The organism is Nitrospira sp. (assembly GCA_029194665.1).
In the GTDB taxonomy this organism is placed as follows: Bacteria; Nitrospirota; Nitrospiria; order Nitrospirales; family Nitrospiraceae; genus Nitrospira_D.
Window position 1 is genome coordinate 262,279 of the sequence record JARFXO010000006.1, and the last position, 15,389, is coordinate 277,667.

Consider the following 15,389-nt stretch of genomic DNA (forward strand, 5'->3'; position numbering starts at 1 on the left):
TGGCCTCGTAGCCCCTCTCGCTCAACTTATCTACAACTCTCGCCTACGACCTCTTCGCCGATGGACTCTTCCCAATCCCCTGATACACCGCTTGGGCAATCTGCTGTCCGAGTTGGACGGGGCTTGCACCTTCCGCCATGTGCATCACCGTGTGTGGCACAGAGGCACGGTTACCTCCAGCCATGGTATCCGGTCCAACACCATTCATCTCGATCAATCGTGCCAATTCCTGCTCGACAGCTCCCTGTACGAGTGCCCGCTGGCTCCCTCGGAGAGGCAGGTCGTCCAGAATCAATCGCTCAATGTGCAGTCGGACGTTCATGCCACCACTTCCGTTTCGTCATCCCATTGAAAATCGGCTTCGTAAATGGGCCGTTCCAGTTTGCGAAACTCTGCCCGGGCTGCGTCAAAGATCAGCGGCATGGTCACCAGCGATCCAGCCTGAGCCGCGAGGAACGCGGCATTCATGGCGACATTGTTGATGTTGCCGCCGTTCAGGTTGAGTTGTGCCAAGCGATCGAAATCTAACTCTGCCGTTTCTGTTTCACGTGGGAACACTCGTTCCCAGATGGCCTTCCGCTCTGGAATGCCGTGGGCACGAAACTCTACGACGAACCTGATGCGGCGCATGAAGGCCGAGTCCAACGCACTCTTCCGATTTGTCGCCAGAATGGCTAACCCCCGATAGGCCTCGATACGCTGTAAGAGATAGTTGATCTCGATATTGGCATAGCGGTCGTGGCTGTCTTTCACTTCGCTGCGTTTGCCGAACAGGGCATCCGCCTCATCGAAAAAGAGGATCGCACCGCCGTCCTCCGCTGCATCGAACAGCCTCCGCAGATTTTTCTCCGTTTCACCGATGTACTTACTGACCACCGCCGACAGGTCGATCCGAAAGAGACTCAGCCGCAAGTCGTTCGCCAGCACCTCCGCCGCCATTGTCTTCCCGGTGCCACTTTCGCCCGCAAACAGGGCGTTGATGCTCAAGCCCCGCGCTCGCCTGGCCGCAAACCCCCAGTCGCCATACACACGGGTGCGATTCGCCACCTGAGCGGCGATTTGATGCAGAAGATTGAGCTCCGGCTCGGGAAGGACGATGTCCTCCCATGAGGCTTTGGGTTGGATCCGCTGCGCCAGCATTTCCAGGTGTGGGCGGGTGTCCACGACACAAGCCTCCCAGAGCTGTTGCGGGATCGCCTGTTGTCCGGCGGCAGGAGATGACAGCGTCGTGCGGGCGATCTGATGAATCGTCGAGAGGTTCAGGTTGAACTGGCCGGCGAGTCGCGCCGCCGCGCCGTTCATCTGCGCCCCCAAGAGAGTATCCCACGCGACATGTTGTTCAATTTTCGTTGGCTTCCCAATATCGAACGAGACAGAGGCACGGCCCGCTTCCATCCGACGATCCTGTGTGTCGAGGAAAAAGATGCCGCTGCTTCGGGATAGGAAACGATGTAGGGCGGATGCATGGGTCTCGTTCGCGGTGGCTTTCTCCATCTCATGGGCGTCTAGGTATAAAGCAAAGGGCCAGAGGACTGCTTCGCGCATGAGCAGTCGGGTCAGCTGTTCCAGTTCGGCCGGTGGCGACGGGAGTAACTCGACTGGAAGCCGATAGAGGGGCAAGCGCAATGCCGCTGCGGCATGACTGGCGACCAGTTGCTTGCTTGGCGAATCAGCACCCAACAGTTGCATAACCGGAACTGCGTGCAGCGACCCTGCCTCTCCGACCTGGCGAACCATAGCGTCCACCGTTGACCGTTGGGACGGTGGCAGTTCCACACTTCGATCGTCATACCGTACCGGCAACAGGAGCGGCACCAGGCGATCGTCCAGATAGTTGAGGCCTTTTATATAATTGACAATGCGCTCGTCGGCTCGGAGCGCACTGGTCGTGAGCGGCTGTGCGCCTGGCTGGTTGATTTCTAGCAGCCGCCAGTACCGCAAGGGCCGTTCTGGAGACAAGACATCCCAGGCCGGCTCAGCAAACAAAGCCATCGCGAGCGCAAAGGTCGGATATCGGCGGGTCACATCATCCTGGGCCTGCGCGCAGAGCGACGCCATTCTCGTATCAAACTCCATCGCGGCGCAGAGAAGGAGCACTTCCCTCTCAAACTGCGATAGGCCGAGATTGCGGCGCAAGGTCACCAATGCCGGTGGCTGCTTCGCTGTGTCGAATGTCGCCAGCTCTTCTACAGCTTTGGCTAATTGCTTCTCACTGACACTGGTGCTTCCAGCGGCAGGTTGAGCCTGCGTGCCGTCACGCCCGGATGAACGTCGAGCACCCTGTTGCTGCGCCGAGCGAGGCTCGGACGACGCCGATGACGTCGAACTCGCCGACTGATCGATGAACCAGGCCAGGCGGAACCGCAACCACGCCAGTGCTTTCCTGAGGTACTCATCGTTCTGCTGTTGCCACGAGCTTGCTTTAGAGACCGTCATTGAACCGTGACCTTTTTCGTTGCGTCGAATTCCGGCGGCGTCTTACTCCAATCGACCAGTAGACTATCCACTCCATCCACCCGTAGCCTGGCGAAATAGGTGCCAGACGAGATGTTTTTCAGACGAAACTTCAAGGTATCCGTTTGTGCCGATCGTGCTTCCGGAAGAAGTTCTTGATCGCCCAGCAGTAACGCCACACGCTGGGTACCCCTTACTTCAGGACGACATTGAATGGTCAACACCGCATCGCGTCTAGGTTTTTCAGGTTTAATACCCTTGATTGTCGGTGCAATAGACAGGCTGAGAGCATTGCTGAAACGCCTCTCCTCTCCAGTCTGACCGGTGCTCGAAACAATGGCGGATAGCGTATACCATCCTGCCGGCAGGCCAGCAGGATCATTAGGGACGATCGTCCTTAATTCATTCGCCGTCGGTCCTTGGACCTGAATTTCAATAGGATTCTTGAGTTGTTGATTCATCAGATGCACAACCACCGAACTTCCGTCCAAATGATGTCCCTTGATCAGCAGCTCATCTCCCAACAACGCGGTGGGCTGCTGTTTCGGAAGGCCTGTCATGGCGACTAGCTTCTGACTCGGCTCCCGTGTCGGGACCGTGACTTCCGTCAGCGTCGGGAACGGCGGGGTCATATCCGGTTGGACCATGACTCCACGATCATCTTTTCCTCGCATCAACACTGGAAGCGGCGTTCTGGTTGAGCGTGTGCTCTCGATCAACGCAACGGAGACTTGGTAAGCCGTCGACAAGCGGTAGTGAATCTGAAAGGTCGTCCAGAGTTTCGACATCTCTTCAAACAGCAGCGGCTGAAGCGTAATGCGAATACGCTCGACCTGGTCCGCCAGATCGCTAGCGGCCAAATCGCGGTCTGCCCCCACGGCATCTCTGATCTCGTCCGTCCCTAAGAGGGGATGGTCGTGCAAAATGCTCATCGCCTTGCCCAGGAGAGCATGACTACTGGTCTCATCCCGTTCATCGCCACTGTAGGCCGTCAGCAAATAGTACAGCGTGAGCGGCAATGGGGGGTGACCCGTTTCTCCGGATTTCACCCGTCCCGGCATCTCCATATTGCGAAAGGCCGCATCCGGTAACGCCTGATAGAGAAAGAGATTGATCCGTTGCTTGTCGGCATTGATCCCTTCAGGTGCCTTGTCCAGTGTCCTGACCGTCACGTGTTCAACTCCACCTTTTTCCAGCAGCCGACGTAACGTCGCTGTCACCGAGGCGATCGCCAGTGAATTGCTCATCCTCCACTCCGACCACCACGTCGTTTGAGATAGTCGTCGAGGCTCATGGCCGATTGTGACTTGCGCCCCTTCTCTTGGCGCACCGGAGGAGCAACCGCACGCACCTCCACCCGACCAATGGTCACCTGCACAACCGGTTCTACCGGCTTTCCGCTGTCCGTCGCCGATGCATGGTTGACGATGGTTGCCGTCATTGGTGAAGCAATGCGTCGTTCTGCAATAAATTTCTTCGAGCCCAATGGCACGGCGAGAGAGTGAGCCAATAGTTGCTGCTGATCGGCCGGTGGGGAAGGTATCCCCGGAGTATCTCCTAGCTTGCCCGACATGACTTGTTGCGTTTCCCTTCCGATCTTTGTTGCTGGCGCTGAAGAGACAAGGGAAGGATCAAGCGAGAATTCACTGATATTGGGCGGCTCACCAGAAACTGCCTTGCGAAGGGCCGGGATAGTCCCTTCCGACTCAGGCACCGTTGCCGACAGTCGAGCCTGGGATTGACCATCGCTTTGTCCTGTCGGTGCTCCAACAAACGGAGCCACAGGCGATGAAACGCTCCCGTATGGACCTCGTCCAACTTCATAGCTCTTTGACGCAGGACCATGTGTCCCTGTTGTTGTGACTGTTTGAGGAATCGGCCTCTTTTCATCGGAGAGATCGTCAATCGGCGGAGGAGCTGGTCCTCTGCCCCATTCATTCGCCTGATCACTCGGTGACCGTCGCGCAGGACTCGCGGACTGGCCTGCGGCCCTGTGACGTACGACTGTTTCCTCCTGATCAGGTCCGATAGAAGCGACAGGGGAGGAACCAGCCGCCACGCTGCTGCCTATCGGTGAGAAGCTGACCGGTTTGTCCTCAGCTGAAGGTCTTGATGTGGCCCACCGCTGCTCATCATCCAAGCGGGACAACGCTGTCGGAGCCGTTACGCTGTCCGCATCTCGTTCGATCGCCCTTGGCTCAAGAGTAGACGCAGTTTCCGAAGAAAAGTTCAGTGGCTCATCGCCGTCGGTAGAGACGGATGCCTGTTCCCACGACTGCGTTGCTGATTCCAGAGGGGTTTCACCGTCCGTTCGGTCCTGCTCTCTCGTCCCAAAAGATCGGCTCGCCAACAGGTCATGTCTTGGCAACCACTCGTTCACCTCACCCGGCGGATGCAATGATTCCTCAGGGCCCCAGCCTCCGACCTCGCCACCCACGGAACCAGGCGATACAGGGTCATACATCGACGACAACCGAGGCTGAATCGTGCGTTCGGGGCTCCGCGCACGGAGGAGGAGGTTCGTAAGATAATCACTCATCCTTGCACCATGTTCAAATAGCTCTGACGCCGCCAGGCACTCATCCTCAGAATGTCATCTTCAGCCCATCCATATGCAGAAGCCAGGATGTGGATCTCGCGCAGGAGCCGCTTCGCCCAGGAATCAATCTCACACCACAAGAAGGACACGATGTCGAAGGTGGCTTCCCACTGATGTCCACACACCTCACAGGTCACCGCTAGCTGCACATCTCCCTGAGGGTCTACCTGAGCCATCTGCTCGATGACCCTCTCGGAAACGGATGTCGGCACCTCCGTCGCAGCCTCTTCATGATGCAAAACACGCAACAGACAGCGTTTCAGCAGTAGTTCCTTGGCCGCAGCCGGCTCCCTCTCGTTCATGACCGCCAGCAAATCCTCACTCGTCGGCAGCCGGAACGTCACCTGATAGTCGTCGAGATCACAGACAAACTCTCCTCGTGAGTGGGTCCCCACGGGCGCTCGAATCTGATCGACATCAAAGACAAGATCGAGCTGATCCCGGCATTTTGGACACATGATCGACGTCTCCACGCTCGGACCAAACAGCTGCTCACGCAACGTGAGCAAGAGTGCGTCACGATGGCCTATCGGCAGATGCTCAAGATCACCAAGCTCCGCCTTAGGAACGGCGGCGGCCAGCAAGCTCAGTGCTTGCACAACCGAGGACTCGCTCGCCCCACGCTCCCAGACCGCTAAGAGACTCCTGGCAGATAGCGAAGACATAGATGCTTACGCAGCAGGCTCGGTAAAACTCGGTTCAGTTGGTTCGGTCACTTCGTAGTCCCGCTCCCACCCTTCGTTCTCCAGCTTGATGGTCTGGATCGCCACGGCGTTAGCATTGGCATCCAAGTCCGGCTGAGCCTGGAATTCGGAGGCCCAGCAGCGATAGACCTTGTACGAAATCGCAAGTTGCCCTGCCTCGTTGTACATCTCAATAATGATGTCCTTACGAAAATCCTTGAGCGAGACCTCCATGCCCAACCCTGAGCCATAGTTCCACACCTTGTTGGCCCATTTTTCGAACTCGGTATCGTGGGTCACGCCGCGCTCCAGGGTAATCGCCTCGTATTTCGTGCGGCCCGGTGACTTTCTGCTGCTCGAGGGATCGCCGCCTTCCCGGTGCTCGACGACTTCGGTCGTCCGTTTTAATGAACTCACCTTGCTCACCCCGGCAACGTACTTGCCGTCCCATTTGACTCGAAACTTGAAGTTCTTATAGGGATCGAATCGTTGTGCGTTCACGCTAAACTGAGCCATGCTTGTGCCTCCTCACATCAGTCCCTAGACTTCGATTTGTCCGGCCATTTGCTGCAATTTGATGATGACGAACTCAGCGGGCTTGAGCGGCGCAAAGCCGACCACGATATTCACGATGCCAAGATTGATATCGTTCTGCGTGGTGGTCTCCTTGTCGCACTTCACGAAGTAGGCATCGCGCGGCGTGCTGCCCTGAAAGGCCCCCTGCCGAAACAGATTGTGCATGAAGGCCCCGATGTTCAGCCGGATCTGAGCCCACAACGGTTCATCGTTCGGCTCAAAGACGACCCATTTTGTGCCACGGTAGAGACTTTCTTCGATGAACAAGGCCGTGCGACGGACAGGGATGTACTTCCATTCCGAGCCGATTTCGTCGTTACCTTGCAGGGTGCGCGCACCCCACACGATTGTGCCGTAGACGGGGAAGTTGCGGATGCAATTGATTGCTTTCGGATTAAGTACGCCGTTTTCGTCATTTGTCAGAGGGACTTTCACTCCGACCACGCCCGTCAGGCTGGCCTCAGTTCCAGCAGGCGCTTTCCACACCCCGCGATTGGCATCTGTACGGGCATAGAGCCCTGCGACGAAACCGCACGGCGGGAAGTCTCTTGACCGGTTCTCCTGTAGTGCGTCCGGTGCAAGTATCCATGGAAAATAGAATGCCGCGTTGATGGCATTGCTGCCGGTCAGGGCAGAGTTGAGCCCATCGTCGAGATCGCCGAAGTCGTCGTCCTGATTGCAATCTGCGATCAGGAATGCGCGTCGTTTACGGCAAAATTCCTGCAAATTCTGAATCTGTGAGCCTGTGGTTTCACCGGGCACGCACAGTAAATTGAAGAGATCGATGCGATCGAGATGGTACACACCTCCTGTTCCGCCGACCGGGAGCATCGCGGTCTCAAAATCTCCTTCATCGGGCTTGAGGACTTTGCCGTTGGCACCCTTTGCCAGCTTCGCGTTGTCGGGAACTACACCTGCATTGGGGTCGGGAGGCTGCGGGATCGGGGTATCTGCGGGTGGAGATGAAGCATTCCCTTCTAAGGCAACCGTGACTAGCGCGGATTCATCCTTCAGCACGTTGACGACATAGCGTGCATCTTGTGGGTTCATCGAGAGATTTTCAAAAACCTCCACCGGAATGCCCTTCTTGTCCGCTTTGATGTTCGTGACGACCAGTCTGAAACGGGTGTTATCATCGGAGCGCTGTTTCGTGACGATCGCATAGTCGTTCGCCCAGTCACCGGGATTGCTCGCGGTCACTTTCAACTTGGTATCCAGTATCACTTCCGCAGTGGCGGCGTTGTCAGTACTGGTCTGTGAACCTGCCGTTACCAAGCGGACGATGTAGGCGCGCTGACCACCATTGGAAAAGAAGTGATAGACGGCGTAGCTCATCAGGCTGTTCTGGTTCAACCCACCGAACTTGCGATCGAAATCAGGCCAGCTGAGGACGAGCTCAGCGTGGTCGGTTGGGCCTTTCGGTGCCCATCCGACAAACGCAGCAATCGATGTGGCAACGCCCGTTATCGTGCGTACGCCACTTGGAATCTCCTCGATGTACACACCTGGATAGGTCGGTGATGTCGGCATTGGTTTCCTCCGCTAGACTGTTAGTTCGTGTTAAACCAGCTGTTGCGTCCCTATGATCAGGTCTGAATACTCACCAAATAGTTGGCCGCAGTACTCGGCTCGTCCACAAGGGTTCTTCACATTGCTCTGATATGGCACAGTAAAGAAGAGATTGTGGCGGGCCAATAGATCGTCGGATCTATTTGGATCTAGAGACAGGACCAAAATGGATCTATGTGCATCTAGATCTCTTCTGACCTAGGCGGCTCGACCTGATACACAAGACCTCGCGCAGCCGCGCGACTGAAGCGATGGTCAGCAGGTATTCAGTTTGGATATAGACCGACTGTGCAATCTGTCGCCCGAGCCCTGTTGCTTACTTTTCGACGAACACCAGATCCTCAGGGTTCACCGTGAGTCTGACCTCCTCGCCTGTCACTTCGATGAAGGTGTCAAGATTGGTGAAATGGCCATTCTTCAATTCCATGACCGGGTCCGGATTGGCGACAAGGAAGTCCTTGAAGCCATCGATGTTCCCGCCGTTTCCGATGAAGCTCACGATGCGGCGGAAGAGTTTGGGCAGGATGACGTGTTTCTCAGTGACAGACGAGAGACTTGAGACCGTAAACCCTTTCGTCGTCTTATCCTTTGACCAGATTCCTTTTCCACCGCCCCTCCGAGCCTGCGCCACGGCCGACGTGACTTTTCCCCTTAGATCGGAAAAGAGTCCTGTGTAATAAGTCGGATAGGCCAGCCCTTCCAGCGCCGACTTATAGTTCACGCTTTTTTCAAGACGGTCCGGCCGAAGAAACACCTCCGTTCCATCCTCCTCTTCGGCGTCCCCCGCAAACACGAAGGAGACCGGCCGGCGGTATCTTTCAATCGCGCGCGACAGGATATACCCGCGCGTGCCGTCCTGCGCGGAGACGACCTTGCCTCCCTTGTCGAACTTGACCTTCTTGATCTGAAGTTCATCGAGTAGAAACCGCAAGGCCTTGTGGGCCAATTTCAATGGTTGGTGATGCCCTTGATAGTGCGTCTCCAGGGTATCGATCGCTTCCATCCGAAGTTGGGCATGTTCCCTGGCATTCAGCCCGACCGGGGGGCCGTTGAGCAAATTCCAATTATTGCGATCGTCGGCTTGGAAGCGGATCGAGTCTCCATCCGGCGAGTAGCCGACGACGTGGAAGGTTCCTTTGATGAGATGAAATGGCATGGGTCCCTTTCCTTTCTGGCTCTGAACTTGGTATCTGCGTCTTCATACGGAGCTACCCGTCATTCAGATAGAAGTCGAGAACGGCGAGACCACGCGAGCTTCGGAACGGGCCCATGGCTTTGGGGAGAGACATCGGTACAGCTCCATCATATCTACCTCTCTCCGCACGGCTGTCTCACCGCCATTCTCATTGTCTGTATAATATCCAGCTGATCGTCATTGATCACCCTCCTCCGGCACGAACAGAGCTGCTGGGTAAAGGCTATGTCTAGGTCAGGGGCTACGCTGACAATGGTGAGGTCCGGATAGATCGCCAGGAGTTGGCTACAAAGACCCAGCTCTTCTTGACCTTCTTGAGCCAAGATGACGACATCGGCCTTGACCTTGCCTGTTTCTTGAAGAATGTTCATCGGACCGCGGCAATCCCCCACCAGTTCCATATCGTCTTGATCCGCGATCATCTGGCGGACGGCGTCGGGCATCATCATGGGATGATTCCCGATCAGCACCCGGATTCTATCCACAAGAGTTCCCCCCAATGGTGTGACATGACCGATGGTAGAGAAGAGATTGTGCGGAGCCAATAGATCGGCGGATCTACTTGGATCTAGAGACAACAACAAAACAGATCTATACGAATCTAGATCTCTTCCCGCCTAAGCAAGATTTTGCGGCATGATATGAAACGTAAAACCTCGTGCAGACGCGCAACAGTGGAGAGGCTCAAAACCGAGGTACAGTGGCACCTTGTTCTTTGATATAGCTCACCGCGGAATGTCGATTGTGCAACTGCAGCTTATCGAGGATGTTATGGACATGGTTCTTAACTGTCGAGACTTCGATATGGAGTCGCACAGCAATTTCCTTGTTGCTCAAACCATCTTCTATCAACCGTACAATCTCCCCTTCACGTCGTGTGAGGCCCATTCCAACCTGAGTCGAAGTCTGAGCCGCATCCACTTGGCGGGCCAAGACTGAAACACGTTCGAACGTCAGACTTGCAACCCGTGGAGAGCACAGCGTTTCCCCCTTCACGACGGCTCGGATGTTCTGGATCAGATCTTCAAGAGTGGCATCCAGCGATAAATACCCAGCTGCCCCCACTCCTTCGATGCAGGCAAGAATATCTTCCTCCTTGTCTGGTACTCCTATCACGATCGTCCTAACCCCCAGTAAAGATGCACACATCCCTTTTCCTGACTGAACCGGCCCATGACATCGACATAAGCCGAATTCGAGGATGAGAAGATCTGGTCTGCGAGCGACAACCGTATCCCAGGTTCTTTGATCGAGCACAGCTGCACTATGCACGATCGAAATGGGTTCGGCATGCGCTAGACAATGTTGCAAACTGTCTCGATACAAGCCATCCCGATGGACAATGGCAATGTTGATACGTTGGCAGTGGATCGTCACCGATCACCTCACAATAGCCTATGGATGACGGCATCCCCTCGAGAGCAGAAATCGACTCGAGCCCTAACTTGGAAGCATTTGTGCTGCCGGCAAATCCTTGTAGACAAATAAAGTCGAAAAGTAAACCTAATAGATTGCTCACAAAAAGTGTGACCATTCACACACAGTCAGCAAATTTGATGCTAAGCCATCGGCATCCGCTCCGTGAGAACATTTCAACCTGAATTCAATATGATAGATGGGGAGAACACTTAGCAGTAGTTTCAGCTGTATCCAATCCGATTCATTCCGGATGAATCGGATTAGATACAACCTTATGAAGTTGTATCACTTTGCAACACCCGTGGGTTTGGTCGTCTTAGTGAGACAGATTGTCACACGGTTACGCGCCCTTAAACTTGGTGAGTTTCGCGAACAGGATGGCGGAGAAGGGAAGGGCCAGTCCGATTACCAATTGTGTGATCAAGAGATCGCCAAGCTGGCTGTAATCGGCTGGAGTTTGGAGAGCATTGGTCGCTTGATCACGTACCTCCCTGGTGACGACGAAGATCTCATTCAGATACTTGGTGCCGAGTTGACTGAAAGAAAGCGCAAGATTGGTGAAGGAGGCCATCACGGCAAAGAAGGTGGCTTTCAGATTGGCCGGAGCGGAGTTCGCGATCCAGGCCAACATCGGAATCATGGAGATCTGCACGAGCGGCGATTCCAGTGCCGTGTCGACCAACGCGATAAACCTGGCATCGACGATTCCACCCGTCACCTTCGACGTCCATTCGTGTAACCCGTAGTACATACTCACGATCGGTAAAGAGAGGATAGTCCCGACGACAGTTAAAAATCCGACCACATACATGATCGAACGTTCGGCCATGAAGCGCCGAAAGGCGAACATGCCTACCAATGCCAAAATACCTCCGATCAAGGAGAGGACGGACAGGAATTGTTGATCGAACTTCAGGTCATCGATCATCCACCAAGTCGATCCTGGGCCAGGTCCTGGAATCGCGCGCAAGGCGAAGATCACCGCGGCAGTGCCGACCAGGGTGTGCCGCTTATCCGGTTCTAGTTCCCGAACGAGTTTCGACATTAGGAACAGCACGATGCTCATCGACCCGACGAACACGATCTCCTCTCGATATGGCAATCCGCTCAATCCGACCGTCAACGTGAAAAGGACAAAGGCCAAGCTTCCACCGAGGATCCACCAGTTCGGTTTCGTCGGTTCGTTCTCCGCATCACGGACATTCACCATCTGACGGGCCTGCTCACGTGAGAATCCTTCCTGAACAAATCGCTGCATCTGCCGCCGCTTGAGCCACCAGGCTAATCCGACCCCCACCACAGAGACGACCGGGATCACCATGGCCATCAGGTAGATGTTCTTGTATACTCGAATGAGTTCGGCTTGAGACAGCCCCTCCGTCCCGCTGAAGACATACACATTCACGAGCGCCACGAGGATCCCGCCGCCGACAATCGCAACGCGCCCGAGCGTCTGCATTGTAGTGTGCATCAGCTTGCATGTTTGATCGTCGAACGGGTGCCCCTGATCGTCGACACGGGGAACCGCCTCGACGGTCATGGCGTCTGCAACGACGTCTTGAATGACGTACCCGATGGGAGCCAGCAACACACTCAGGACATACCAAATTTCCGCCGACAATATCGTCGTCATCGCTTCGCGGTTACCGATCAACAGGGCCATGATACCAAGGCTGATCGTCAACAGCCCCGCACCCAGCCCAACGAGCCAGCTCTTCCACCGCCACACAAGATCGACCGTGTGGCCGATCGGCATCTTGAGGGCCCAGGGAATCCCGGCCCAAAAACCCAGCGCGGCGAGAAATGCAGCGGAGAGTCCGAGGTAGTCCTTGACGAAGAACGTCCCAACGATACCGGTGAGACCAGAAATACCGTAGGCCACATAGACCATGAGCGGCGGGAGATAGGACAACCGCATCTCGCGGCCGAGAGAGAGAATGTTGCGATCGATCCACTGGGCGACGGATGTGAGCATCTCTAGCGCAAGACACGGCCCTTTTCGCGCCGATCGACCAATGCCTGCAGCTGTGCTCGTATGTCGATCGACGCGAGATGCACTCGATCGCCGTGTCCGGCCAATATCCATTCAAACTGGTAGTCGAGAAGTTTCCGGATGGACTCAATCAAGGTCCATCTTCTCCAAATGAGACGGGTAGGAGCTTCCAACGATTTGCTGTGTGGATTCCACCACAGATGATCGCCGGTGAAGAGAAAGCGCTCCCGATACAGCAGCGCCATACTCCCGGCCGTATGGCCCGGCACGGGAATGATTTGAAACTCTGCTCCAACTCGAACCGGCTCCTCCCCTCCAATCAGCCGTTCTGCAGCCGGAGCGGCATCCGCATCCGCCCGATGAATGATCCGCTTCGCGCCGAAGTGCGCCGCATACTTATCCGCATCCGCCACGTCATCCTTGTGGGTCAGAAAGATATGGGCGATCCCTCCTCGCCGCTCAAAGGCCTCAATGAGATGCTTGATGTACCGCGGAGAGTCGATCAGCCAGTTGCCGTCCTGATGTTCAATGAAAAAACTATTCGCTCCGAACGATTTCTCCGAATTGAAACCGCAATAACTCACCCCATTCTCAATCTGGAGGGGAAAGCTCGCCATGGCGGTTTGCAAGCATGCCTTGTCCTTGTGTTCGGTACCGATTGAGCCGACCGGACAAGCGAGCAACGCCTGGTAGGCCTGATGAACTTGCTGATCACCCTCCGGTTGCCGCTTGACGGCTGAATAGTCCCCGATTTCTTCGAAGCTCAGCGGCGCCAACTGGCGACAGGTGTCGCAATTGATACAGGTCGCATCAACAAAAAAATTGCCGGCGACATTGGAATCGAGTCGTTTTGTCGAGTCCGCCATGGTCTACTTAAATCGCATATTAGTCGTTTCGAATCATGAATGATATTAAAGAGATATGTCAAATTATCTGTCTTTGTAATTGACGGAATCGAAATCATTTTGCTAGCGCGCATAACTGCCTCATAACTGGTTAGGCGGCTCCGATGGGTACTAGGGCGTGTCATCAATTAATTTTCTCGATTCACAGAGCCATCGTGTTGTGATTTACTCCGTCCCAGACCAAAGGAGGGGTCTGCGGATGGTGAGACGGTATGGATTGCGTGATGACCAATGGGAGAAGATCGAGCATCTGCTGCCTGGTCGTGAAGAGACGGTGGGCGTGACGGCGAAGGACAACCGGCTGTTTGTGGAAGCGGTGTTGTACCGGTATCGCGCGGGGATCCCGTGGCGGGATCTGCCGGAGCGGTTCGGAGATTTCCGAGTGATCCACACACGCCATACGCGCTGGAGTCGACGCGGCGTCTGGAAGCGGGTGTTTGAACGTCTTGCTGACGATCCTGACAACGAATACGCGATGATCGATTCCACCATCGTTCGTGCCCACCAGCACAGCGCTGGTGCAAAAGGGGGCACCACGCGCAGGAAGCCATCGGACGCAGCAAGGGTGGCCTGACCACCAAAATCCACGCCACCTGTGATGCGTTGGGTAACCCAACGGGGTTTCATCTCACCCCAGGGCAGGCGCATGACCTGGAGGGCGCCGATGTCTTGCTACCCGGCATTGACGCGGATACCATCATTGCCGATAAGGCCTTTGATGCCGATGAACGGGTGATCCAGCCGCTGCAACGAGCGGGCAAGGTCGTGGTCATTCCCCCCAAAGCCAACAGAACCACCCCCCGCGAATACGATCAAGACCTCTACCGAGCCCGGCATCTGATTGAGAACTTCTTCGCCAGACTCAAGCAATTCCGCGCCATCGCCACCCGCTACGACAAACGCGCCGCCAATTTCCTCGGTGCCATCTATCTCGCTGCTTCAATGACATGGCTTAATTGATGACACGCCCTAGATTTTCCTGCAGCTCAACGGGCGGGGCATATGACACAAATTGAGATCAATACGGTTACTATGGCTGTGGGCATAGTCACAGCGATGTTTGCCATTGTTCAGTATGGCCTTACCAAGCGTAGCGAATTCCGAAAGCGCTTTTGGGAGGAGCAACTGGAAATCTATAGACGGACATGCGTGGCAGCATCAAGCATTGCCACTGCGAGCGTGATTACGGCAGTCGAAAAAGAACGCCAGACATTCTGGCGATTGTATTGGGGCGAGTTATCAATCCTGGAAAGCAAAGCCGTGAAGACTGCAATGGAAGCATTCGGCGATCAGTTGCGCGTCGTAGAAGCGGAACATACCAGCCCGAAATCTCTTGAGCAGTTCTCGTATCGACTAGCTCGCGAGTGCAGAGCCTCACTGGGAAAGACGTGGGACCCCGTTGGTATCGATGATCTTTCTTAAACGACGGAATGTGCCATCGCCGGAATGAGCGGCCCTCTAACTCTAGCTTCAGCGGACGCTTATCAGCGCCGCTGAGCATAACGTTAGCCAGGGGATTTGAATCCGTATGGGGCTAAGGTATACTCCCTGTATGCCGTTCAACATGCCTCTCAAAGAGATGACCCTTCAAGTGAAGCTTGCTGCGATGGAGTCTCTATGGGAAGACCTCGCCCGTACCCCAGAGGCTATTGAGTCCCCTGTCTGGCACAAGGACATCCTCGATGAACGCCGCCAGCGGCTCGCCGAGGGACAATCTCGATTTATCGATTGGGAGACAGCCAAAGCGGACGTGCGCAAGAAGCTGTCGTGAAAATCGAGATCCTGGATGAAGCCCAGGAGGACCTGATCCAAGGCTTCCGCTTCTACGAAGCCCGGAGCCTGACTCGGCTCCTATTTCTTAGACTGCCTTTTCTCCGACATTGATTCCCTGTTATTGTTCGCGGGGATTCATCCAATTACTTATGGCTATCACCGATGTCTTTCCAAGCGCTTTCCGTTTGCCGTCTACGGCCGCCTGGATCGAGAGTTGGTTCGC

The 15,389-nt window shown here is 55.4% G+C and carries 15 protein-coding genes; 3 read left to right on the top strand and 12 right to left on the bottom strand.

Annotated features, from left to right (window positions below):
• Window positions 1-43 precede the first annotated feature (43 nt).
• The 12 genes from P0119_19345 to P0119_19400 form a co-directional block, all read right to left on the bottom strand.
• Window positions 44-322 (bottom strand): hypothetical protein, encoded by a 279-nt coding sequence (locus P0119_19345; protein MDF0668206.1) that lies wholly within the window; start codon window positions 320-322, stop codon window positions 44-46.
• A complete protein-coding gene (locus tag P0119_19350) occupies window positions 319-2,436 on the bottom strand; it encodes an ATP-binding protein (GenBank protein ID MDF0668207.1) in 2,118 nt (705 codons plus the stop codon). The genes P0119_19345 and P0119_19350 overlap by 4 nt, the downstream gene beginning before the upstream one ends.
• Window positions 2,433-3,701, bottom strand: a complete 1,269-nt coding sequence (locus P0119_19355) for a DUF4255 domain-containing protein (protein MDF0668208.1) — start codon at window positions 3,699-3,701, stop codon at window positions 2,433-2,435. The genes P0119_19350 and P0119_19355 overlap by 4 nt, the downstream gene beginning before the upstream one ends.
• A complete protein-coding gene (locus tag P0119_19360) occupies window positions 3,698-4,993 on the bottom strand; it encodes a hypothetical protein (GenBank protein ID MDF0668209.1) in 1,296 nt (431 codons plus the stop codon). The genes P0119_19355 and P0119_19360 overlap by 4 nt, the downstream gene beginning before the upstream one ends.
• Window positions 4,990-5,718, bottom strand: a complete 729-nt coding sequence (locus tag P0119_19365; protein MDF0668210.1) for a hypothetical protein — start codon at window positions 5,716-5,718, stop codon at window positions 4,990-4,992. Before P0119_19365 ends, P0119_19360 begins: the two co-directional genes overlap by 4 nt.
• Before the next feature lie 6 nt (window positions 5,719-5,724).
• A complete protein-coding gene (locus P0119_19370) occupies window positions 5,725-6,252 on the bottom strand; it encodes a phage tail protein (GenBank protein ID MDF0668211.1) in 528 nt (175 codons plus the stop codon).
• A 24-nt stretch (window positions 6,253-6,276) separates the two neighbouring features.
• Window positions 6,277-7,842 (bottom strand): phage tail sheath subtilisin-like domain-containing protein, encoded by a 1,566-nt coding sequence (locus tag P0119_19375; GenBank protein ID MDF0668212.1) that lies wholly within the window; start codon window positions 7,840-7,842, stop codon window positions 6,277-6,279.
• A gap of 355 nt (window positions 7,843-8,197) precedes the next feature.
• Window positions 8,198-9,037, bottom strand: a complete 840-nt coding sequence (locus tag P0119_19380; protein ID MDF0668213.1) for a hypothetical protein — start codon at window positions 9,035-9,037, stop codon at window positions 8,198-8,200.
• 152 nt (window positions 9,038-9,189) lie between these two features.
• Window positions 9,190-9,561, bottom strand: coding sequence for a hypothetical protein (locus tag P0119_19385; protein MDF0668214.1), 372 nt, complete (start codon window positions 9,559-9,561; stop codon window positions 9,190-9,192).
• Window positions 9,562-9,760: 199 nt separating this feature from the next.
• Window positions 9,761-10,453 carry a response regulator transcription factor gene (locus P0119_19390; protein ID MDF0668215.1) on the bottom strand — a complete coding sequence of 231 codons (693 nt, stop codon included), beginning with the start codon at window positions 10,451-10,453 and terminating at the stop codon, window positions 9,761-9,763.
• Between the two features lie 382 nt (window positions 10,454-10,835).
• A complete protein-coding gene (locus P0119_19395; GenBank protein MDF0668216.1) occupies window positions 10,836-12,470 on the bottom strand; it encodes a hypothetical protein in 1,635 nt (544 codons plus the stop codon).
• Between the two features lie 2 nt (window positions 12,471-12,472).
• Window positions 12,473-13,354, bottom strand: coding sequence for an MBL fold metallo-hydrolase (locus P0119_19400; GenBank protein MDF0668217.1), 882 nt, complete (start codon window positions 13,352-13,354; stop codon window positions 12,473-12,475).
• 241 nt (window positions 13,355-13,595) lie between these two features.
• Between P0119_19400 and P0119_19405 the strand changes: the two genes are divergently transcribed.
• The 3 genes from P0119_19405 (at window position 13,596) to P0119_19415 (ending at window position 15,164) form a co-directional block, all read left to right on the top strand.
• Window positions 13,596-14,353, top strand: a protein-coding gene (locus tag P0119_19405) for an IS5 family transposase (protein MDF0668218.1) whose coding sequence is annotated in 2 segments (ribosomal slippage) — window positions 13,596-13,928 and window positions 13,931-14,353 — 756 coding nt in all. Because the reading frame shifts where the segments join, the coding sequence is not laid out codon by codon here.
• Between the two features lie 42 nt (window positions 14,354-14,395).
• Complete coding sequence (locus tag P0119_19410; protein ID MDF0668219.1) at window positions 14,396-14,815, top strand: hypothetical protein; 420 nt, start codon at window positions 14,396-14,398, stop codon at window positions 14,813-14,815.
• 106 nt (window positions 14,816-14,921) lie between these two features.
• On the top strand, window positions 14,922-15,164 hold the full coding sequence (locus tag P0119_19415; protein MDF0668220.1) for an addiction module protein: 243 nt from the start codon (window positions 14,922-14,924) through the stop codon (window positions 15,162-15,164).
• Window positions 15,165-15,389: the final 225 nt, after the last annotated feature.